Source organism: Winogradskyella bathintestinalis (assembly GCF_030407435.1).
In the GTDB taxonomy this organism is placed as follows: domain Bacteria; phylum Bacteroidota; class Bacteroidia; order Flavobacteriales; family Flavobacteriaceae; genus Winogradskyella; species Winogradskyella bathintestinalis.
In genome coordinates, this window is sequence record NZ_JASDDK010000005.1 from 168,969 (window position 1) to 191,148 (window position 22,180).

Sequence of the window (22,180 nt, forward strand, 5' to 3'; positions counted from 1 at the left end):
AAATACATCGTTTATAAGGTACAAAAAAAGTCCCACTTTAGTAGGACTCATTTATTCTGTTTTGGTCACATTTTATATTAACCAAGAATAGCAATAATCTGTTCTGCTAGTTCAACACCAATTCTATCTTGTGCTTCATTTGTTGCAGCACCCGTATGTGGTGTTAATGATAATGCAGGATTCATTAAAAGCTGAACTTCTGGCTTAGGTTCTTTTTCATACACATCTAATGCTGCCCTTGCTACCTTTCCACTTTCTAATGCTTTAACTAGCGCCACTTCATTTATAACTCCACCGCGAGCGGCATTAGCAATTATAACACCATCTTTCATTTGATTGAATTCGGCTTCATCAATAACGTAATCTTTTTGAGCAGGTACATGTAATGTTAAAAAATCAGATTGTTTTAAAACTTCTTCCTTAGAGATAGTTTCAATTTCAAAATTCACTTTCTGTCCATCGAAGAAATCTAATTGTAAATCAGCTTTATCTAAAAACGGATCGAAAGCTACTACTTTCATTCCCGCGCCCAGAGCTACTTTTGCTGTAGCCTGACCAATACGGCCAAAACCAAGAACACCTAAAGTTTTACCTTTTAATTCTGTTCCCTTAGCGTAAGCTTTCTTTAATCCTTTAAAATTTGCATCACCTTCTAATGGCATATCGCGATTAGAATTGTGTAAAAAACGCGCTAAACCATAAAAATGACCAAAAACTAATTCGGCAACCGAGTGAGACGATGCTGCTGGAGTATTAATGACTTTAAGGCCTTTACCACGTGCATATTCTACATCAATATTATCCATACCAACCCCTCCGCGACCTATAATTTTTAGGCTAGGGCAGTTGTCTATTAAATCTTTTCTTACAGTGGTTGCACTTCTAACTAGCAATACATCGATGTTATTTTTATTGATATAATTTTGTAATTGCTCTTGGGCGACCGTTGTGGTGATAACTTCGTAACCTGCAGTTTCCAAGGCTGTAATGCCACTTTGAGAAACTCCGTCGTTTGCTAATACTTTCATTGTTTTATTCAAAATTTAAAGCTTAAAATTCAATATTTCAAATTTGAATTTTAACTATTAATATTGCCTGATATATTCAAGCAAAAACTGTTTTATGCTTTACTCTCCAATTCACTCATAATCTCAACAAGTGCTTTTACGCTATCTAAAGATAATGCATTGTACATAGAAGCTCTGTATCCGCCAACACTTCTATGGCCATTTATACCATTAATTCCTGCTTCTTTGCACATGGCATCAAAGGTTTCTTTGAGATTTTCATTTTCTAAAGTGAAAGTAGCATTCATTTTAGAGCGATCTTCTTTGGCCGCATACCCTTTAAATAAAGGATTTAAGTCAATTTCAGAATACATTAAACTTGCTTTCTTCTCGTTTATTTCTTCTATAGCTTTAATACCGCCAAGATCTTTAAGCCACTGTAAATTTAACATGGAAACGTAAACCGCGAATACTGGAGGGGTATTAAACATACTGCCTTTTCCGATATGAATTTTATAATCCATCATTGACGGAATTTTGCGAGATACTTTTCCTAAAATGTCTTCCTTTACAACGACTAAGGTTGTACCTGCAGGACCCATATTTTTTTGTGCTCCGGCATAGATTAAATCGAATTGAGTAAAATCTAATTGACGCGAAAAAATATCACTACTCATATCACATACCATTGGAATTGGTGACTTTGGAAAACTTTTCATTTGGGTTCCAAAAATGGTATTATTAGACGTGCAATGAAAATAGTCGTAATCTTCTGGAATTTCGTAGCCTTTTGGGATGTAATTATAATTGGCATTTTTTGAAGAGCCTACTTCATAGATATCATCATAAATTTTAGCTTCTTTAATGGCTTTATCCGCCCATGTACCCGTATTTAAATAACCCGCTCTTTTTTCTAAAAGGTTTAAGGCTACCATAAGAAATTGAGTACTCGCACCTCCTTGTAAAAATAACGCTTTATAGCCTTTGCCTTGTAAACCTAATAATTCTAAGGCTAAAGATCTGGCATTTTCCATAACATCCACAAAAGGTTTGCTACGATGAGATATTTCTAAAAGTGATAAGCCTTGATCAAAGTCTAAAACAGCTGCTGCTGCTTGCTCCATTACTGATTTTGGTAACACACATGGTCCTGCGCTAAAATTATGTTTTTTCATTAATTCTAAATTTATATCAGGACAAATCTTAAGATGTTTTCCTGAGTTTAATTATTTAAACAGCTACAAAGGTGCTAATTTATTGGTAAAATTTAGTTACGAAATTGATAATTTTTCGACTATATTCTTAACAAGAATTCAATAGTATCCACATTATCTGCATAATCCCAAAGCTGTGGGTTCTGAGTATTGCCGAATTCTATTTCGTCCTTAGAGAATTCTTCAGATACAATACATTGAATATTACTGTTATTTGAATTTAATTTTTGTTTTAATTCCTCACTAGTGGTGTAGTATTCATAAAATAGAGTGGCGATCGGTGACGCATAACTCTTGTCCTCCTTTATCATAAGAAAGCCATTTTCTAGCATGGCAAATTCACTCATTAAATATACCGCTTTATTATAATCGTAGTTATTAGCATATTTAGATTCGTTGATAATAGAGTGCCACTTATATATTGCCTTAAAAAAGGCATCAAAATTATAATCCTTCGGTACAAACAATTTAGATACATTTCTACACCCTAAACCATAATATCTAAATATATCATCAGATAAATCTTTAAGCTGTTCGTCAGATTCATTACCTGTTAAAACGGCAACGGAATTACGATTTTTTCTTATTATGGCTGGCTTGTCTTTAAAATAGTATTCAAAATATCGTGCCGTATTATCACTGCCTGTGGCGATGACAGCTTCAAAATTGGTAAGTTTTTCTTCAGCGAATGTAATCTTGTTTTTAAAACCTGGTTCAACAACTTCTAAGTATTTCGCTAAAAAAGGTAATAGATGTTTATCATTTGAAGACTGTTTTACCAATACAGAATGACCAGTAATTAGAACGCATAAAAAATCATGAAAACCAACTAACGGTATATTACCAGCCATAATTATGGCCACTTTTTTAGTGGTTTCATTATTAAAGTTATACTTGCCTATCCATTTGCTAATATTGCTTCTAGTCAGAGCATTAGACCAATTGATTAAACTGAAAGAAATATTGCTTTTTGTGAACCATCCATTTGATTCTTCAGCTAATTTTATTTGATGTTTAAAACCGTCATAAAATAGATCATTGGCTTCGATATGATCGTGTTTTATACTTTCGGTTTTTTGAAATTGATTTAAAAACGCACCTAATTTTACAAAAGCGTTAATTCTTTGCTGTAAATCCATATATGGTTTGGTTATACGATGTTTTGGCTTTATTTTTGCATTTGTGTTTGCCGTTATAGCAAGTGCAAAATTACGGAAACGAAGTGAGCAAGAAAAAATTTTTGCGCATTCAATCGGTCATTTATTATTTATAAACGGTCAGATTAAATAAGAAAAAGATAAATATACTATTATGGCAATAATAATCACAGACGAATGTATTAATTGTGGAGCATGTGAGCCAGAATGCCCAAATACTGCTATTTATGAAGGAGCCGATGATTGGCGTTATTCTGATGGTACAAGTTTGTCAGGTAAAGTGGTCTTACCAAGCGGTAAAGAAGTTGATGCAGACGAAACGCAAGAACCTATTGATGACGAAGTGTATTACATTGCACCAGATAAATGTACCGAGTGTATAGGTTTCCACGAAGAACCTCAGTGTGCTGCCGTTTGTCCAGTGGATTGCTGTGTCCCAGATGAGGACCATGTTGAGTCGGAAGAAGTCTTACTAGGGAAACAAAAATTTATGCATCCTGAAGGCTAAAGTACTAATGTAATATCACAAAATAATAATTGAATCCTGAGTCTATGGCTCGGGATTTTTTTTTATATAATTTCATAATTAGTTTAACGAGTTAAATAGACATATTGATACTTAAATATGAATTGTTTAGATAATGCTCATTCTTCTGTTGGAGCTAAATTAAAAGGTTCATTATAATGTTGTACATTTAAGTGAAATTAAAAAAACACCATCATGAAATCAAAAATTTTAGCATTAGGCGTATTGGTACTCATGCTTTCTTGCAAAGATGAGAAAGCTGACAAAGCACAAGTGGATCGCGATATTAAGCAATATTCGATCGAACAATTTATGGATAATGAAGCTATAGGTGGAGGAAGTTTTTCAGCGGATAATAGTAGTTTACTTATTTCTAGTAACCGCTCAGGAATCTATAATGTATATACAGTCTCTTCTACAGGAGGTGATTTAACGGCAATTACTTCGTCTGATAGCACTTCGATTTTTGCAGAATCTTACTTTCCTAAAGACAATAGAATGTTATTGAGTGCTGATGGTAACGGCGACGAAATAGACCACTTATTTGTAAGGGATTTAGAAGGAAACATTAAAGATATTACACCAGAATTGGGAGCGAAAGCCAGTTTTTATGGATGGTCAGACGATGATAAGTATTTGTATTTTGGCTCAAACAAACGGAATCCAAAATATTTTGATGTCTATAAAATGTCGATTGAAGACTATACTTCAGACATGATTTATCAAGATGATACCGGTCTCAATTTTGCTGGTATGTCGAGCGATGAAAATTATTTTGCATTAACGAAATCCTTAAATACGAATGATAGCGACCTATTTCTCTATAATGTAAAGTCTGAGGAAATGACAAAACTTAATGACAATCAAAGCAAAAATTCATCACAAGATTTCTCTAGAGATAATTCTAAATTCTACTATACTACAGATGATGGTGGCGAATTCTCCTATTTAATGTCTTATGATCTCAACACTAAAGAAAAGGAAAAAGTTTTAGAAAAATCTTGGGATATCGTAGGGAGCAATTTTACGTCCGATGGTAAATACATGATTGTTTATGTCAATGACGACGGAAAAAATGCAATCGACGTTTTAGACTATAAAACCATGGAACCTATAGATTTACCAAATTTTGAAAATAAAAGTATTACCAGTGTTGGTTTTAGCGATGATGAAAAATGGATGCGTATGTACGTGGGCGGTTCTAATGCGCCTTCAGACTTATATACCTATAATATAGACACAAAAGAGCAATATAAGCTAACCAATGTACTCAACGATGCTATAGACGTTGAAGATTTAGTGACCGCCAAAGTGATTCGTTACAAGTCCTTCGATGGTGTAGAAATCCCCGCAATTTATTATTTGCCTCACCAAGCTTCAGCAGATAGTAAAGTTCCGGCGATGGTTTGGGTGCATGGTGGCCCAGGTGGTCAAACACGACAAGGGTTTAGCTCACTGATTCAGTATATGGTGAATCATGGTTATGCTGTTTTAGCGGTTAATAATCGTGGTAGCAGCGGATATGGTAAAACTTTTTATCAAATGGATGACCTAAATCATGGCGAAAAAGATTTACAAGATTGTATTGAAGGAAAGAATTGGTTGGCTTCGCAGTCTGAAATTGATGGCGATAAAATTGGTATTATCGGAGGATCTTACGGTGGTTATATGACTATGGCTGCCTTAACGTTTACACCCGAAGAGTTTGATGTAGGTGTCAATATTTTTGGAGTGACGAACTGGATGAGAACCCTTAAAAGTATTCCTCCATACTGGGAATCCATGAGAGAATCATTGTATTTAGAATTGGGTGATCCGTTTTCGGCAGATTCAGTTCGGCTGAAGCGTATTTCTCCATTATTCCATACGGATAAAGTGACCAAACCTTTAATTGTATTACAAGGCGCACAAGACCCCAGAGTTTTGCAGGTTGAGAGTGATGAAATTGTTGAAGGTGTACGAAAAAATGGAGTTCCTGTAGAATATGTTTTATTTGAAGATGAAGGCCATGGTTTTGTTAAAAAAGAAAATCAAATTGAATCGTATAGTCGAATTCTCAAATTCTTGGATAAATACCTTAAAGAAGATAATATACCAAGAGATGGTGCAACAGAAAGTACTGAAATTGAAGCGCAATAAAATACGCTAGAGTTGTATATAGAAATCCTGAGTCTTTGGCTTGGGATTTTTTTTTCTGATTTTTCGCAAAGATCAAAGTAGTACAAATAAAACAAAGCATTATGTTAGATATTTAAATCGTATTAATTCATTTTTTATTATTTTAGTCCTTATCGTATATTTTTTTTTACGTTAGAGTATTCAAAATAACGCTCAGTTTTTATAGTTTATTAAGGTGTTTTTTTAACATTCTTTTTTATTGAATATGTAATCTAGGACACTTATTTTTGTTTAATCAAAAAAGTAAACCATCATATATGCAATATTATGCGTTAGATAGTATAAGTCTATAATTTAATAACAAGAAAAAAATGAATCTTCACCTTTTGCTTGCTGATGACGACATTGATGATTGCGACTTCTTTAAAGAAGCCATCGACGAAATAGGACAACTTACACTTTCTATATTAAATGATGGAGTAGAGTTAATGAATTTTTTATTAGCTGAACCCGCCAATCGTCCTAATTTAATTTTTTTAGACTTAAATATGCCTAAAAAATCAGGTATGGAATGTATGGAAGAAATTAAATCCATAAATAAATTAAAGGATATTCCAATTATAATTTACTCTACGTCTTTAGACAGAACGGTTGTAAATCATCTTTACGAAATGGGAGCGCATCATTATATTCAAAAACCTGGAGAGTTTTCTAATATAAAAAAGGTGGTAGAAAAAGCAATTTCATTATTCACATCCACAAATTCTCAATTACGTTCTAAAGAACAATTTATTATTTACCCTTAACGATTACATGAGTATTAATACAACAGCGCATATTTTTTTAGAAGGAGGAGGAGAAATGGGGGAACTCATTAGAACTAAAGATTGGAGTAATACCCCAATTGGTAATCCCGAAGTTTGGCCCGAACCCTTAAAAACCATGGTAAGTGTATTACTTAATAACCCTTTTGGGATGTGCATTGCTTGGGGTAAAGAGTTGACTCAAATTTATAATGATGGTTATCTCCCTATTTTAGGGCCACGAAAGCATCCACAAGCTTTAGGACGGAGTAAAAGAGACACTTTTTCTGAAGTTTGGGATATTCTAGGTACCATGCATCAAGATGTATTAAAAGGAGAATCGGTGAGATTCTCTGATTTTATGTTGCCTTTAGATCGCAATGGTCGTATAGAAAATTCTTATTTCGATTTTTCTTACAGTCCCATTAAATTAGCGTCTGGTGATGTTGGTGGTGTTTTAGTGACGGTGTTAGAAACCACACATAAAAAGAAAGCCGAACTTAATCAAATAGATGACAAAAATGAATTGGAATTTGTCATAGAAGCTGCTAAACTGGCTACTTACGACTATAATCCAATAACCAATACATTTGCTTGTAACGACAGATTAAAAAATTGGTTTGGATTACCTGCTAACAGAGAAATTGAGTTATCCCACGCGCTTGAAGTTATTGTAAATAAAGACAAACAGCGGGTTACCGATGCCATAAAGTCTGCACTTCAAAATGAGCAAGGTGGAGATTATGATATAGAATATGCAATAATCAATGAGCTTACTAAAAAGGAAACTATTGTACATGCCAGAGGTAGAGCATGGTTTAATGACAATAATGTAGCATACCGCTTAACCGGAACCTTAGAAGACGTTACAAATAGGGTAATGGCTCGAAAAAAAATTGAAGAAAGTGAAAGAAATCTAAAACTTATGATTCTTCAGGCTCCCGTGGCTATTTCAATATTTAGGGGTCCTGATTACCGAGTAGAGATCGCTAATAAATATGCCTTAGAACTGTGGGGAAGAACTGAGGAAGAGGTACTGAATGTTTCCATTTTTAGATCCATGCCAGAATTGGCATCTCAAGGAATACAAGAATTATTAGATGGTGTTCATAAAACGGGCGAACGTTTTGCAACCGCAGAACGCCCTATAGAATTAGTTAGAAATGGCAAGTTGGGAACTATTTATGTTAATTTTTCCTATGAAGCTCTTTATGATGGAAAAGGAAATATCAATGGCATTATGGCCATTGGTTATGATGTAACTTCACAAGCTAAAGCCCGAAAAAAAATAGAAGAGAGTGAACAAAATATACGAGCATTAGTAGAAAGTGCACCGTTTCCTATAGGAGTCTACGTGGGTGAAGAAATGCGAATATCACTTGCCAACCAATCCATTATGGATGCTTGGGGAAAAGGTAATAATGTCGTAGGCAAATTATATACTGATATTTTACCAGAGTTAGATAACCAAGAAATATTTAATCAAGTTCGTGCTGTATTACAATCTGGCGTTCCGTTTCATGCTGTAAATCAGCGTGTCGATATAGAAAAAGATGGTGTTTTAAAACCTTACTATTTCAATTATAATTTCACACCATTATTGGATGCTTCAGGAAAAACTTACGCCGTTATGAATACGGCTGCCGAAGTTACCGAATTGCATGAAGCTAGACGTAAAGTAGAGGAGAGTGAAAAACGCTTCAGGGATTCCGTAATGCAAGCACCTCTGGGCATTATTATTTTTAGAGGCTCAGATCATATTGTCGAAATGGCCAATCAATATTACTTGCAAATTGTAGATAGAACGGAAGAGCAGTGTATTGGACAGCCACTTTTTAAAACCTTACCCGAAGTAAAAGACGTTATAGCACCAATTATTGATGATATCTATAAAACAGGCGACGCCTTTTATGGTAATGAATTTCCGATAAATTTAAACCGACATGGTAAAAATGAGACAACCTATTTTAACTTCGTTTATTATCCTTTAAAAGAAAATAATACTATCACAGGTATTATGGTTGTAGCAACGGAAGTGACTGCTACGGTAAAAGCTAAGCATTTAATAGAAGAGAACGAAGAGAAACTTAAATTAATTATAGAGGCCAGTGAGCTCGGTATATGGGATTTAAACCTTCAGACCCAAGATATTGTGGCGTCTGATCGTTGTTATGATATTTTAGGTTTTTCGAATGAGAATCACTTAACGCAAGAAAAAATGATTTCTCATGTGCATCCAGACGATCTTGAAATTAGAGCTACTGCCTTTGAAAAAGCCTTTAAAACAGGGACACTACATTATCAAATTAGGATATTTTGGGAAGACCAGACCTTACATTGGAAAGATGTAAAAGGCAAAGTGTTTTATGATGATGATAACCAACCCGAGCGTATGCTTGGCACAGTAAGAGATATTACTGAAGAACGCAATTTTCAGCAACAGTTATTAGATCGGGAAGAAAAATTCAGACTTTTAGCCGATTCTATGCCACAGTTTATTTGGACATCTGATCCGGAAGGAAATCTCAATTATTTTAATCAATCTGTTTTTGATTTTTCCGGATTAACGTTAGAGCAAATTAAAAAAGACGGTTGGCTGCAGATTGTTCATCCTGATGATCAGGAGGAAAATATTAGGGAATGGACCACATCCGTAAACACAGGTAGCGATTTCTTAATAGAACATAGGTTCCGCAAATTTGATGGAGAATACCGTTGGCAATTAAGTCGTGCGATACCTCAAAAAGATGCTAATGGTGTCATTAAAATGTGGGTGGGTAGTAGTACCGATATTCAAGAACAAAAAGTTTTTACCTCAAAGTTAGAAAATATGGTAAAAACGCGTACTAAAGAATTGGAAAACAAAAATGTAGATCTAGAAAAAATGAATAAGGAGTTGCAATCCTTTGTCTATATATCTAGTCACGATTTGCAAGAACCGCTACGTAAAATACAAACATTTGCCTCACGAATCAAAGAAAAGGAATTGGATAAACTGTCTGATAATGCGAAGAGTTATTTTTCTCGAATGCAGACCTCAGCACACCGCATGCAAACGTTAATACAAGATTTAATTGCGTATTCTAGAACCAATGTTCAGGAAAGTACTTTCGAAATTTATAATCTTGAAGATATTATTGAGGACACCAAGGAAACTTTGAGTGAAGAATTAATGCAAAAAGATGTCACTTTTGAACTCGAAAATATCTGTGATGTCCGTATTATTCCTGTACAATTTCAGCAGGTGATATTAAACTTAGTGAGTAATTCAATCAAATTTTCGAAATTAGATACTCCCACTACGATAAAAATTAGTTGTGAAATACTAAAAGGAAAAGAGACTGGTATTGCGTCTTTAAAGAAGAAAACAACTTACTGTCACATTCGTTTCTCAGATAATGGTATTGGTTTTGAACAACAATATCACGAAAAAATATTTGAAGTTTTTCAACGTCTGCATAGCAAAGAAGAATATACTGGTACGGGTATTGGTTTAGCTATTGTAAAACGTATTATAGAAAACCACGAAGGTTATATTGCTGCCAGAAGTGAATTTAATAAAGGGGCTATTTTTGATATTTATCTTCCTGAAGCTTAAATTTTGCTGATATTTTTATTAATTAATATGGAAATCCTTAGTCTTTGGCTTGGGATTTTTTTTGTTTACAACTACTTATAATTATGATTTTTAACTCTTTAGGTATGATTTAATTTAGCACAATTAATAATTAGTCTATTTACTATGAATTTTGAAGAATATCATCAGTCAACAACCAAAAAAAAAAGGAGTTCATAGATTATAGTATTGCAGCAAAGAATATTTCTGAAAGTGAAAGAAATAGTGCTGAAGTTCAAGACTTAAAAAAAACGTTTAATAAAAAACCTAATTTTTGGATTACCTTGGTTGCAACTTTATTACCGATCATTTTAGCAATAGTAGCTTTCTATGGAACGAATGCTAGAGAATTTTTTGATAATAAAGTAAAGGAAGTAAAGCTTGAAAAAAGAGAATTAAAACTTCAAATAGATTCGTTAAACAGAATTAAAGAAAAGTATATTAAAGATAGTTTGTTTATATCACAAAAATATAGACACAAAATGACAAAGAAGGTCATGACTTTAAAATAACAAAAGGCCAAAGATTCCATTATGAAAACCAAATTAGCAAAAGAAAATATGGTTTTAAATAATAAAATTCTCAATTTAAATTCAGATAGAGCAAAATCTTCTAAAACTTTGAAAGCGGATTTAATAAAAGCTTTAGACGAAATAAAATTAAAGAATAAAAGAATTGTAGAACAAGGAAACAATTTAGGTGAGTTAAGATTTGAGTATTCTGAATTAAAAATGGAAATGTCTGAACTTAATTCGTACAATGAAAACTTGAAGCATAGAGTGTTTTACATTGAGTTAAGATGTATAGCAAAATATATGTATTCTCAGCATAAAGAAATATTAAGCTTTGAAGAAATCAAACAAAAAGTTCTCTTTTCTGTAGACGATGAATTAATTTTAAAAATTATAAATTATTATGATCCATTAATTGCCATGAAAGATGATGGGAATTCAAAACAATATCTTGCTTTGAAAGAGGGCGAAAGTGTGCAGAGTTTATTTAACTACAATTATTAATAACATCAATAAGTATCACATATTATTTCTATTTATTAACTACATTTGCACTCGCAAAAAAGAGATTTCCGTTTTACGGAAACGAACTAATAAATTTACTCGATGAAAGCTGGAATTGTAGGATTACCAAACGTAGGAAAGTCAACCTTATTTAACTGTTTATCTAATGCCAAAGCGCAAAGTGCCAACTTTCCGTTTTGTACTATAGAACCTAATATTGGAGTGGTAAATGTACCAGATCCGAGATTACAGAAATTAGAAGAATTAGTAAACCCAGAACGTGTAATGCCAGCTACGGTTGAAATTGTGGATATCGCAGGTTTGGTAAAAGGAGCATCTAAAGGTGAAGGTTTAGGTAACCAATTTTTAGCTAACATTAGAGAAACGGATGCCATTCTTCATGTATTGCGTTGCTTTGAGGATGATAATATTGTTCATGTTGACGGTTCTGTAGACCCAATAAGAGATAAGGAAACTATCGATATGGAATTACAGCTTAAAGATTTGGAAACGACTGAAAAGAAGTTAGACAAAGTGAAGCGTGCGGCCAAAACAGGTAACAAAGAAGCACAAAAAGAAGAAGCTATTCTTCTTAAGATCAAAGAAAACTTAGAAGCTGGTATTTCGGTAAGAGCTTTAGAATTTTCAGAAGAAGATTACGAAGAATTTGTACAACCAACTCAATTTATTACAGATAAACCTGTAATGTATGTTTGTAATGTGGACGAAGGTTCTGCAACTACAGGAAATGCATTTGTAGAAAAAGTTAGAGAGGCGGTAAAGGATGAAAACGCAGAAGTTTTAGTATTGGCAGTTGGCACAGAAGCCGATATTAATGAATTAGACGATTACGAAGAACGTCAAATGTTCTTGGCTGATATAGGTTTAGAAGAACCAGGTTCTGCAAAATTAATTCGTTCAGCTTATAAGCTATTAAATCAGCAAACCTATTTTACGGCTGGAGTTAAAGAAGTTAGAGCTTGGACGGTTAATGTTGGGGCAACAGGTCCTCAAGCGGCTGGAGTTATTCATACCGATTTTGAAAAAGGTTTTATTAGAGCAGAAGTTATTGCTTACGAGGATTATGTACAATACGGAAGTGAGGCTAAAGTAAAAGAAGCTGGTAAAATGAAAGTAGAGGGTAAGAACTACATTGTTAAAGATGGCGATGTGATGCACTTTTTATTTAACGTATAATCTCTAACGAAAGCAGAATTTCTCTAAGGCAGAATTAACATTAAATGATGTGTTTTTAATCTATTAATGCGCTCTTTTAGTGGTACACATTTTTTATTAATCAGTTCCTCATATCCAAGATATGGCAACGTCTAGAATTTCGTGATGAATTGAGTTAATATCACTGATGGTCTAAAAGTTTATCCGTGTTCTATTTTTATAAGTAATAAAACTGAATTTTAAATGTATTACTTACTATTAAAAGGTATAATTTAAACTCAGCGCCTGATAAGAATCTCCAAAACGCGTACGTCCCATAACTGGTGTTAATCCAAAATTAGATTCATCCTTTCGTTTATGTAGTTCTGGGATATAATAACCTGCTAAGGCTCCTAATCCGTACCCTAAAAGTACATCGGTCAAGAAATGTTCACCAGCTTCGAGACGTAAGTAACCCACAGCTGCTGGTAAAATAGCGGCACCTGCCCACACATATGGAATGCCTGCCGAATCTGGATTAAAATCCTGAAATGCCTTAGCCGTAAAAAAAGTGGCTGTTGCTGTTGCTGCCACATGACCCGAATAAAAAGAGCGTTGTCCGTTTTTAGATAATCTTCTAAAATCTGAATTATCAGTATCGTAAACATAAGGTCGTGATCTATTTGCTAACCCAGCAGTTATTGTATACAAAGCCCCAGTGGTGGCCATACTCTCGAGATAAATTCCTAAAACCTGAGCGGTGTGATCATTGACTTCATCATCAAATAATAATACAAGTGGAGCTGCAAAAGACAGCGCAAAAGGAATGTCACTTATACTTCTAGCATTATCAGAATTATTTCCTGCTACCCAACGGTCTATAAAATTAATATCATCTCGTTTTTCCATGATGCTTTGCAATTCGCTAGTAGATATGTCATCTTTATTTTTAATCAGCGTCAACCCATAAAAGCTAGCTCCTAATCCGGCAGCCGTCCAAATACCATCACGTTTCCATTTCCACTCGTAAGGAGATGTTGCATTTTGTTGTATGGTTCTCTGTTGTGCAAAAACCGCTGAGTTAATAAGTATAACTAATAATACTAGAAGTGAATTTTTCATGGAATTTTTTTACAAAAATATTGATAAGGCTAACAGATAGTGTGCCTAATAGAAATAGAAATTAACGCTTTTGCAAAGTTTTGGGGTTTATACCAGTTATTAAGTGTTATTGTTAATTACTTTGTTAAAACCATATTTCATTTTTTAAGCTATAGTCTTATATTAGCCTCTCAGCAATAATCTCTACTATGCCCATGTCAGAACAGTCTAACTATACCGAAGATAATATACGTTCACTCGATTGGAAAGAGCACATCCGAATGCGACCTGGCATGTATATTGGAAAGCTAGGCGATGGATCTTCTCCAGACGATGGGATTTATATTCTTTTAAAAGAGGTGTTAGACAATTCTATAGATGAATTTGTAATGGGTGCTGGAAAAACCATTGAAATCTCAGTACATGGAGAACGTGTTATTGTTAGAGATTATGGTCGTGGAATTCCACTAGGTAAGGTCGTCGATGTGGTGTCTAAAATGAACACTGGTGGAAAATATGATTCTAAAGCTTTTAAGAAATCGGTTGGTCTTAATGGAGTAGGTACAAAAGCCGTGAATGCGTTATCATCGTATTTTAGAGTAGAATCGACTAGAGATAGTAAATCGGCTTCAGCAGAATTTGAACAGGGCAACCTTACCAATCAAGAATTATTAGATGATACTTCTAGACGAAAAGGCACTAAGGTTTCTTTTATTCCAGATGAAATTATATTTAAAAATTACAAGTATCGTAACGAATATATCGTTAAAATGCTTAAAAATTATGTGTATCTAAACCCTGGATTAACGATAGTTTTTAATGGTGAAAAGTATTTTAGCGAAAATGGCTTAAAGGATTTGTTATCGGAAAACATCAATGATGCTGATATGTTGTATCCTATAATCCATCTTAAAGGTGATGATATTGAAGTGGCCATAACCCATAGTAAAACGCAATACAGTGAAGAATACCACTCGTTTGTAAATGGGCAAAACACCACACAAGGTGGAACACATTTAGCCGCTTTTAGGGAATCCGTAGTAAAGACCATAAGAGAATTCTATGGTAAGAATTACGAAGCATCTGATATAAGAAAATCGGTTGTAGCCGCTATTGCAATAAAAGTGATGGAACCTGTTTTTGAAAGTCAGACTAAAACAAAATTGGGTTCTACAGATATGGGTGGCGATTTGCCAACGGTTAGAACGTATATTAATGATTTTGTAAAAACCTATTTAGATAATTTTTTACATAAAAATCCGGATTCTGCTGAAAAGATTCAACGTAAAATTCTTCAGGCTGAACGTGAGCGTAAAGAGTTATCCGGAATTAGAAAATTAGCAAAAGATAGAGCCAAGAAAGCGAGTCTTCACAATAAAAAATTGCGCGATTGTCGTGTACATTTTGGCGATACTAAAAATGAACGGTATTTAGAAACCACCTTATTTATTACGGAGGGAGATTCAGCTTCCGGTAGTATTACAAAATCAAGAGATGTAAATACACAAGCGGTATTTAGTTTAAAAGGGAAGCCGCTAAACTGTTATGGTTTAAGCAAGAAAATCGTATACGAGAATGAAGAATTCAATTTGCTTCAAGCAGCTTTAAATATAGAAGAATCGCTAGAAGATTTACGATATAATAATGTCGTAATTGCGACGGATGCCGATGTCGATGGTATGCACATTCGGTTATTGTTAATTACATTTTTCTTACAATTCTTTCCAGAAGTGATTAAAGATGGTCATTTATACATTTTACAAACCCCGTTATTTAGAGTCCGAAATAAAAAAGAAACTATTTATTGTTATTCTGAAGAAGAACGACGTAATGCTATGGAAAAATTAAAACCTAAACCAGAAATTACGCGATTTAAAGGTTTGGGTGAGATTTCACCAGACGAATTTGTGCATTTTATAGGAGAAGACATTCGTTTAGATCCAGTAATGCTAGATAAAGATATGTCTATTGAAGAGTTGTTGTCCTTTTATATGGGAAAAAATACACCTACGCGACAAGAGTTTATTATTGATAATCTGAAAGTTGAATTAGATGTAGTTGAAGAAAACGCATGAGAATAGATAACCGAAATATTAAGAATACCATAATTTCTATATATTTTTTATTGGTAGCAACCGCTATATTACTGGCAACGGTTTTTAAATCTTTTAATTTTTTTGAAAGTAGCTCAATATATATTATAATAGGTCTACTAATTGCAGTGGTTATCGTGCATTTCGTAGCTCGGTATTTTGAGTATGATAGTGATGGGGCTAAAATTGTAATAACCAATAGTGGACTTATAGTTACTGAATATTTAAATTACAGAGAGAAGAAACTTGATATTGTAAAACGTAAATTGATTGGTTTTAAAATTAGCAACTATTTATTTTATAGAGCGCTAATCATTGTAATAGAGCAGAAGGATGGTACCTTATTAAAAGAACGCTTTAATATTACATTATTAAAACGCAGAAAATTAAAATACGTAAAGCAATCCTTACGAAAGATAATAAAAGAGAACTTAAAGCATAAAGAGGTATAAATGTCAGAAGAACATGAAGCGTTAAACGAAGATAGTGGTAACCAAGAAACAATCACTAAGGTTACCGGAATGTATAAAGAATGGTTTCTCGATTATGCATCGTATGTTATCCTAGAGCGTGCTGTACCTGCCGTTGAAGATGGATTTAAGCCTGTACAAAGGCGGATTATGCATTCAATGAAAGATTTAGATGATGGACGTTACAATAAAGTAGCGAATATTGTTGGGCATACTATGCAATATCATCCACATGGTGATGCTAGTATTGCTGATGCCATGGTACAAATCGGTCAGAAAGATTTATTGATAGATACCCAAGGGAACTGGGGAAATATTCTAACAGGCGATAGAGCAGCAGCTTCTCGTTATATTGAAGCAAGACTTTCTAAATTTGCCTTAGATGTAGTTTATAATCCTAAAATTACAGAATGGCAGGCGTCTTACGATGGTAGAAGAAAAGAGCCTATAAATTTGCCAGTTATGTTTCCTTTGCTTTTGGCACAGGGAGGCGAAGGTATTGCCGTTGGTTTATCCACAAAAATTTTACCTCACAATTTTATAGAGCTTATTGAAGCGTCCATAAAACATCTTAAAGGCAAACGATTTACAATTCTTCCAGATTTTCCAACGGCAGGAATTGCTGATTTTACCAATTATAATGATGGTATGCGTGGTGGTAGAGTTAGGGTACGAGCTAAAATTGCGCAACATGACAAAAATACTTTAGCAATTACTGAAATTCCTTTTGCAACAACCACATCATCTTTAATAGATTCTATATTAAAAGCTAACGATAAAGGAAAGATAAAGATTAAAAAGATTGAAGATAATACAGCAGCCGAAGTTGAGATTTTAATTCATCTTCCTTCTGGATTGTCACCAGATAAAACCATTGATGCACTCTACGCCTTTACGAACTGCGAAACCTCCATTTCGCCACTAGGCTGTGTTATAGAAGATAATAAACCTTTCTTTGTTGGTGTTACTGAAATGTTACGTCGTTCCACTGATAATACCGTTCAACTTTTAAAAAGTGAATTGGAGATTAAATTGGGCGAGTTTCAAGAACAGTGGCATTTTGCTTCGTTAGAACGTATTTTTATAGAAAACAGAATCTATCGCGATATTGAAGAGGAAGAAACCTGGGATGGAGTCATCAATGCTATTGATAAAGGACTTCAGCCTCATATAAAGCACCTTAAACGCGCGATTACGGTTGAAGATATTACACGTTTAACCGAAATTAGAATTAAACGTATTTCAAAATTTGATATTGATAAAGCGCAACAAAAAATAGATGCTTTAGAAGATCAGATTGCTGAAGTAAAACATCACTTAGCGCATCTAATCGATTATGCTATAGCGTATTTTGAACGTTTGAAAAAGGATTACGGTGAAGGAAAAGAAAGAAAAACCGAAATCCGCATTTTTGAAGATGTTGATGCTACTAAAGTAGTCATTAGAAACACTAAGCTTTACGTAAATAGAGAGGAAGGTTTTGTGGGCACTTCGCTTAAACGCGATGAATATGTTTGTGATTGTAGCGATATCGACGATATTATTGTATTTACAAAAGAAGGCAAAATGATGGTATCTAAAGTAGATTCTAAAACTTTTGTTGGGAAAAATATAATTCATGTTGCCGTATTTAAGAAAAAAGATAAACGTACTATTTATAATATGATTTATCGCGATGGTAAAAAAGGACCATCTTATGTTAAAAGATTTGCGGTTACTAGCATGACGAGAGACCGTGAATACGATTTGGCTAACGGTAATAAAGGATCTATGGTTTGGTATTTTTCAGCAAACCCTAATGGTGAAGCTGAAGTAGTGTCTATTATGTTGCGACAAGTAGGCAGTATAAAAAAATTGAAATGGGATCTCGATTTTTCAGATATCCTTATTAAAGGAAGGTCGTCTAAAGGGAATCGCGTTACCAAACATGCAATTAAACGTGTGGAACTAAAGGAAAAAGGAGTTTCTACCTTAAAACCACGTAAAATTTGGTTCGATGATGCCGTACAACGTTTAAATGTAGATGATAGAGGGGAATTGATAGGAGAGTTTAGAGGCGAGGATCGTTTGCTTATTATTACGCAGTCGGGAATGGCAAAAACTATTATTCCAGAGCTCACTACACACTTTGATAGCGACATGATAGTTATGGAAAAATGGGTGCCTAAAAAACCAATTTCTGCAATTTACTACGACGGTGAAAAGGAACGTTATTATGTGAAACGTTTTTTAATTGAACAAGAAGGCAAAGAAGAATACTTTATATCAGACCATGCGGACTCACAGCTCGAAATTGTTTCTACAGATTGGAGACCCATGGCCGAGGTGGAATTTAAAAAAGAAAGAGGTAAGGAGCGCAAAGATAATATGGAAGTAAATCTTGAAGAATTTATTTCAGTGAAAGGAATTAATGCTTTAGGAAATCAGTTAACTAAAGAAAAAATAAATCAAGTAAGCTTGTTAGCTTCCTTGCCTTATGAAGCACCAGAGGAGATTCATGCTGATGAGTTGGAAGTTGTGGACGAAGAAACAGTTAATAATGACCCTAAAAAATCTACCACTGAAAAGACACCATCACCTGAAGATTCTAATAATAATGACGATGAGGACTTAGATGTAGATAACAAAGGTCAAGTAACTCTTTTTTAATTTAATTTTTCTTTTTCACAGCCTTGAAATTCAAAAACTCAACAAAAAGTGAGAAGGCTATAGCAAAATATAAATAGCCTTTTGGTATAGCGCCAACCGTTTTGCCGAAAAATTCAGCGTGCGATAAATGGGCTGCTTCGGTAATAAGCATAAAACCGATAAGAATTAAAAATGCTAAACCCAAAATCTGGACACTTGGGTGTGTATCGATAAACTTTCTTATAGGATTAGCAAAGCCAATCATTATCCCTATAGAGATCATTACTGCAATTATCATTAGCACCAGAGTGTAATTATGGTTGGGGTGTAATCCGTTGGTCATTCCAACCGCAGTAAGGATTGAGTCTATTGAAAATATAAAATCAATTATCATAATTTGAACAATAGCATTACGTAAGGATTTGATTTTTTTTGATTTCACTTCATCTTCGTCATGAGAAGGGTCTTCAACTTTTTCTCTAATTTCCGACGTACTTTTATAAATTAAAAATAAACCTCCTAAAAACAGAATAATAGCTTGCCAGCTGACTCCAATCGATAGCCAACTAGTTTGAATCGTATAAAAAGGTTCGCTAAGCCCGACTAAGAAAGACACAAAAAACAACAATATTATACGCTGAACCATAGCTAAAACAAGACCAATATTTGTGGCTTTATTTCGCTGATGCTCTGGTAGCTTATTAGCGGCAATAGATATAAATACGATATTATCTATTCCCAAAATAATTTCTAAAAAAGTTAGTGTAAGGAGTGCTAAAATAGCTTCAGAAGTTAGTAAGAAATCCAGCATAATTGTTGTGAGTTAATCGTTGAGCCAATATAAATCAAACCATCAGGAATTGACAAATACAGAGCATAAGATGCTGTAAAATTATCTGATTATTTAGAGCATTGGTGCTCTAAATAATTAATTTATTAGCGCAATAACTATTTGTATGTACTAAAATCTATTTTACCCTATAAGCGACACCTTTTTCAACGTTTAAAGGTTTATTAGGACGCTTTACAGCGAGTTTGTATTCAAAGGTATATGAATCATCGGAAGTAGATAAAATTTTCATGTGAATAGCATCTTTCTCAGAATTAGTGGTAGGATGTAATTTCTTTAGCACAAACTCACAATTATTAATCCAACGAATAGATGATGAATCTGCCTTACCTTCATGGTAATCTATATTAAACGTTTCTGTTCGTTTAAAACGAGAGGTTTGTTCAACACCATCAATAGTGTAAGTAAATTCAAATGTGCCTGTTTTAAAATCGTCACATTCGCGCTCTATATTGTAGCAGCTAGTTAAAATCAGTAATGATCCTAGCAATAAAAATAATCTCATATTCATCATTTACGCAAAGATAAGGAATAGCCTAATCAATTTTAAGGGTTATAACTTTTAAAAGTACCATCAGTATAAAAGATGACAATTTTTTCAATTTCCGAATCTGAATTCGATTTTGAGACTGGTAATTCTATTGACGATTTTTGATGCGTAGCGTCTTTTGTTACTCTGGCATTTGACGAGTTTATCATTTTTGGGTCGCTTGGAAAATTACCTTTACCATTCATTAACCAATATAAATCTACTTCTGGATAAGAGTGAAGCACCTTCATAACAAAGTCTAAACTTGGTTTGTTTCTACCGGACAAAATATGTGAAATACTCGAACGTTGAACTCCTATTTTTTCGGCAAAACTAGACGCTGATTCACTATAGAAATTTATGATTTTTTGTAAGCGTTCTGTAAATTCAGAAGATTTTATCATTGTAAACATAGAGTTTTAATATCAAATGTTACAAATGTAACAATTAGCATTCATTAATTCAATTAAGTATAGAATTTAGTTTGTATTTACATAAACAATAGGTTTGAAAACACTATGCAATAAACTGAATAACAATAATTTAGAACATTGTAATAATATGTGTTAGATATTTTGCTTAGCGTGAGAGAATAATAAACAACAACGCTGTTGTTTTTGTTCAAACTTGTAACAAATGTAAACCTTTTAGTTGTTTACAATTGTAAACCTACAATTGATTACATTTGTAACCTGTAAATTATTTGTATGCAATTAGAGACATTAAACCTTGTATTTCCTTCTGTGAAAAATTCAGAATTATATGGTCGGTATCTTACCAATTCTCATATAGAAAAGTGTATCGAAAAACTTCCGAAATCGAGAATTTCAACATTAGGGTTTTCAGTTGAGTCACGACCTATTTATGGTATAAAATATGGTAAAGGATCGATTAGAATTTTATTATGGTCGCAAATGCACGGTAACGAATCTACATCGACCAAAGCTCTTTTTGACTGTTTTAATTTATTTGAAAAGGAAAATGAATTAGGGAAGAATATTTTGCAACGATGCACCTTAATGTTCATTCCTATATTAAATCCTGATGGAGCTGAGAAATATACACGTGTCAATGCAAACAAAATTGATTTAAACAGAGATGCCCAAAACTTATCGCAACCAGAAAGCAAAGTATTACGACAAGTTTATGAAGACTTTAAACCAGATTATTGTTTTAACCTTCACGGCCAACGTACTATTTTTAGTTCTGGTGACACCAATAATGTCGCTACACTTTCATTTTTGTCTCCTGCAGAAGATGAAGAACGTTCGCTGACCGCAAATCGAAAAGAAGCCATGGCAATTATATCCCAAATCAGTAAATTTCTTCAACCCGAAATCCCGAATGGCATTGGTCGCTATGATGATGGTTTTAATCTCAATTGTGTAGGTGATACGTTTCAGCGTTTTGGAATTCCTACTATATTATATGAAGCTGGTCATTACCATGAAGATTATCAAAGGGAGGAAGTGCGACGCTTAATGTTTATTGCCTTGATGAAAGGTCTTGATGTTATTACAACCAGTACTAATACTAATCATTACGATGATTATTTTAATATACCCGAAAATTCTAAATGTTTTTATGATATTATAATAAGAAATACCAAACTAAATCTGACTGACGACGGATTAATTGATATAGCCATACAGTATCAGGAAAAACTCATAAATGGTCAAGTACATTTTATACCTGTTGTACAAGAAATTTCGAAATTACAAAATAAGTTTGGTCACAAAGAAATAGACGCTCATGGTGTGCTATTAGAAACTGATAATAATTCTACCTTAACTATAGGTAACGAAATCGATTTCGTATTGTTGGATAATAAGAAAACATCACTAATACCTTAAAATAATTCAATTATAATATATTATTCTTAAATTAAATGTTCTAT

The 22,180-nt window shown here is 33.6% G+C and carries 17 protein-coding genes; 10 read left to right on the forward strand and 7 right to left on the reverse strand.

From position 1 onward, the window contains the following. Window positions 1–77: 77 nt before the first annotated feature. The 3 genes from QMA06_RS13380 to QMA06_RS13390 all read right to left on the reverse strand — a co-directional run bounded on the left by QMA06_RS13380 (window position 78) and on the right by QMA06_RS13390 (window position 3,360). A complete protein-coding gene (locus QMA06_RS13380) occupies window positions 78–1,028 on the reverse strand; it encodes a D-2-hydroxyacid dehydrogenase (RefSeq protein WP_290207380.1) in 951 nt (316 codons plus the stop codon). Window positions 1,029–1,120: 92 nt separating this feature from the next. Continuing rightward, the gene (serC, locus tag QMA06_RS13385) at window positions 1,121–2,182 is read right to left on the reverse strand and encodes a 3-phosphoserine/phosphohydroxythreonine transaminase (protein ID WP_290207381.1); all 1,062 of its coding nucleotides are present in this window, start codon (window positions 2,180–2,182) and stop codon (window positions 1,121–1,123) included. Between the two features lie 119 nt (window positions 2,183–2,301). Beyond that, on the reverse strand, window positions 2,302–3,360 hold the full coding sequence (locus QMA06_RS13390) for an acyl-CoA reductase (protein ID WP_290207382.1): 1,059 nt from the start codon (window positions 3,358–3,360) through the stop codon (window positions 2,302–2,304). A gap of 172 nt (window positions 3,361–3,532) precedes the next feature. Between QMA06_RS13390 and QMA06_RS13395 the strand changes: the two genes are divergently transcribed. From QMA06_RS13395 to ychF, 6 genes are all read left to right on the forward strand, one after another. Then, window positions 3,533–3,886 carry a 4Fe-4S dicluster domain-containing protein gene (locus QMA06_RS13395; RefSeq protein WP_290207383.1) on the forward strand — a complete coding sequence of 118 codons (354 nt, stop codon included), beginning with the start codon at window positions 3,533–3,535 and terminating at the stop codon, window positions 3,884–3,886. A gap of 213 nt (window positions 3,887–4,099) precedes the next feature. Then, a complete protein-coding gene (locus QMA06_RS13400; protein ID WP_290207384.1) occupies window positions 4,100–6,043 on the forward strand; it encodes a S9 family peptidase in 1,944 nt (647 codons plus the stop codon). Between the two features lie 350 nt (window positions 6,044–6,393). Beyond that, window positions 6,394–6,828, forward strand: coding sequence for a response regulator (locus tag QMA06_RS13405; RefSeq protein ID WP_290207385.1), 435 nt, complete (start codon window positions 6,394–6,396; stop codon window positions 6,826–6,828). A gap of 7 nt (window positions 6,829–6,835) precedes the next feature. Continuing rightward, on the forward strand, window positions 6,836–10,423 hold the full coding sequence (locus tag QMA06_RS13410) for a PAS domain S-box protein (RefSeq protein ID WP_290207386.1): 3,588 nt from the start codon (window positions 6,836–6,838) through the stop codon (window positions 10,421–10,423). A 551-nt stretch (window positions 10,424–10,974) separates the two neighbouring features. Beyond that, window positions 10,975–11,457: a hypothetical protein gene (locus QMA06_RS13415; RefSeq protein ID WP_290207387.1), complete on the forward strand. Its 483-nt coding sequence runs from the start codon at window positions 10,975–10,977 to the stop codon at window positions 11,455–11,457. A 102-nt stretch (window positions 11,458–11,559) separates the two neighbouring features. Continuing rightward, the gene (gene ychF / locus QMA06_RS13420; RefSeq protein ID WP_290207388.1) at window positions 11,560–12,654 is read left to right on the forward strand and encodes a redox-regulated ATPase YchF; all 1,095 of its coding nucleotides are present in this window, start codon (window positions 11,560–11,562) and stop codon (window positions 12,652–12,654) included. 237 nt (window positions 12,655–12,891) lie between these two features. Here ychF and QMA06_RS13425 read toward each other — a convergent pair whose 3' ends face one another. Then, the gene (locus QMA06_RS13425; RefSeq protein WP_290207390.1) at window positions 12,892–13,734 is read right to left on the reverse strand and encodes a phosphatase PAP2 family protein; all 843 of its coding nucleotides are present in this window, start codon (window positions 13,732–13,734) and stop codon (window positions 12,892–12,894) included. 194 nt (window positions 13,735–13,928) lie between these two features. Between QMA06_RS13425 and QMA06_RS13430 the strand changes: the two genes are divergently transcribed. Genes QMA06_RS13430 through QMA06_RS13440 form a run of 3 tightly spaced genes read left to right on the forward strand, consistent with a single transcriptional unit; the run spans window position 13,929 to window position 18,925 of the window. Continuing rightward, entirely contained in the window at window positions 13,929–15,788 is a 1,860-nt protein-coding gene (locus QMA06_RS13430; RefSeq protein WP_290207391.1) for a DNA topoisomerase IV subunit B, read from the forward strand. Continuing rightward, complete coding sequence (locus QMA06_RS13435) at window positions 15,785–16,258, forward strand: hypothetical protein (RefSeq protein ID WP_290207392.1); 474 nt, start codon at window positions 15,785–15,787, stop codon at window positions 16,256–16,258. Before QMA06_RS13430 ends, QMA06_RS13435 begins: the two co-directional genes overlap by 4 nt. Beyond that, a complete protein-coding gene (locus QMA06_RS13440) occupies window positions 16,259–18,925 on the forward strand; it encodes a DNA gyrase/topoisomerase IV subunit A (protein ID WP_290207393.1) in 2,667 nt (888 codons plus the stop codon). Between the two features lies 1 nt (window position 18,926). Here the strand turns inward: QMA06_RS13440 and QMA06_RS13445 are convergent, their stop codons facing one another. The 3 genes from QMA06_RS13445 to QMA06_RS13455 form a co-directional block, all read right to left on the reverse strand. Then, window positions 18,927–19,715 carry a TerC family protein gene (locus QMA06_RS13445; RefSeq protein ID WP_290207394.1) on the reverse strand — a complete coding sequence of 263 codons (789 nt, stop codon included), beginning with the start codon at window positions 19,713–19,715 and terminating at the stop codon, window positions 18,927–18,929. A gap of 157 nt (window positions 19,716–19,872) precedes the next feature. After that, entirely contained in the window at window positions 19,873–20,259 is a 387-nt protein-coding gene (locus tag QMA06_RS13450) for a hypothetical protein (protein ID WP_290207395.1), read from the reverse strand. Between the two features lie 41 nt (window positions 20,260–20,300). Further along, window positions 20,301–20,687: a helix-turn-helix domain-containing protein gene (locus QMA06_RS13455; RefSeq protein WP_290207396.1), complete on the reverse strand. Its 387-nt coding sequence runs from the start codon at window positions 20,685–20,687 to the stop codon at window positions 20,301–20,303. Window positions 20,688–20,990: 303 nt separating this feature from the next. On the opposite strand from QMA06_RS13455, the gene QMA06_RS13460 reads away from it, so the two are divergent. Next, window positions 20,991–22,136: a M14 family metallopeptidase gene (locus QMA06_RS13460; RefSeq protein WP_290207397.1), complete on the forward strand. Its 1,146-nt coding sequence runs from the start codon at window positions 20,991–20,993 to the stop codon at window positions 22,134–22,136. The last annotated feature ends 44 nt before the right edge of the window (window positions 22,137–22,180 follow it).

Coding starts and splice junctions, on each gene's coding strand:
- QMA06_RS13410 (WP_290207386.1), top strand. CDS start 6,836: ATGAGTATTAATACAACAGCGCATATTTTTTTAGAAGGAGGAGGAGAA.
- ychF (WP_290207388.1), top strand. CDS start 11,560: ATGAAAGCTGGAATTGTAGGATTACCAAACGTAGGAAAGTCAACCTTA.
- QMA06_RS13460 (WP_290207397.1), top strand. CDS start 20,991: ATGCAATTAGAGACATTAAACCTTGTATTTCCTTCTGTGAAAAATTCA.
- QMA06_RS13450 (WP_290207395.1), bottom strand. CDS start 20,259: ATGAGATTATTTTTATTGCTAGGATCATTACTGATTTTAACTAGCTGC.
- QMA06_RS13445 (WP_290207394.1), bottom strand. CDS start 19,715: ATGCTGGATTTCTTACTAACTTCTGAAGCTATTTTAGCACTCCTTACA.
- QMA06_RS13425 (WP_290207390.1), bottom strand. CDS start 13,734: ATGAAAAATTCACTTCTAGTATTATTAGTTATACTTATTAACTCAGCG.
- QMA06_RS13435 (WP_290207392.1), top strand. CDS start 15,785: ATGAGAATAGATAACCGAAATATTAAGAATACCATAATTTCTATATAT.
- QMA06_RS13400 (WP_290207384.1), top strand. CDS start 4,100: ATGAAATCAAAAATTTTAGCATTAGGCGTATTGGTACTCATGCTTTCT.
- QMA06_RS13405 (WP_290207385.1), top strand. CDS start 6,394: ATGAATCTTCACCTTTTGCTTGCTGATGACGACATTGATGATTGCGAC.
- serC (WP_290207381.1), bottom strand. CDS start 2,182: ATGAAAAAACATAATTTTAGCGCAGGACCATGTGTGTTACCAAAATCA.
- QMA06_RS13390 (WP_290207382.1), bottom strand. CDS start 3,360: ATGGATTTACAGCAAAGAATTAACGCTTTTGTAAAATTAGGTGCGTTT.
- QMA06_RS13380 (WP_290207380.1), bottom strand. CDS start 1,028: ATGAAAGTATTAGCAAACGACGGAGTTTCTCAAAGTGGCATTACAGCC.
- QMA06_RS13415 (WP_290207387.1), top strand. CDS start 10,975: ATGAAAACCAAATTAGCAAAAGAAAATATGGTTTTAAATAATAAAATT.
- QMA06_RS13440 (WP_290207393.1), top strand. CDS start 16,259: ATGTCAGAAGAACATGAAGCGTTAAACGAAGATAGTGGTAACCAAGAA.
- QMA06_RS13395 (WP_290207383.1), top strand. CDS start 3,533: ATGGCAATAATAATCACAGACGAATGTATTAATTGTGGAGCATGTGAG.
- QMA06_RS13455 (WP_290207396.1), bottom strand. CDS start 20,687: ATGATAAAATCTTCTGAATTTACAGAACGCTTACAAAAAATCATAAAT.
- QMA06_RS13430 (WP_290207391.1), top strand. CDS start 13,929: ATGTCAGAACAGTCTAACTATACCGAAGATAATATACGTTCACTCGAT.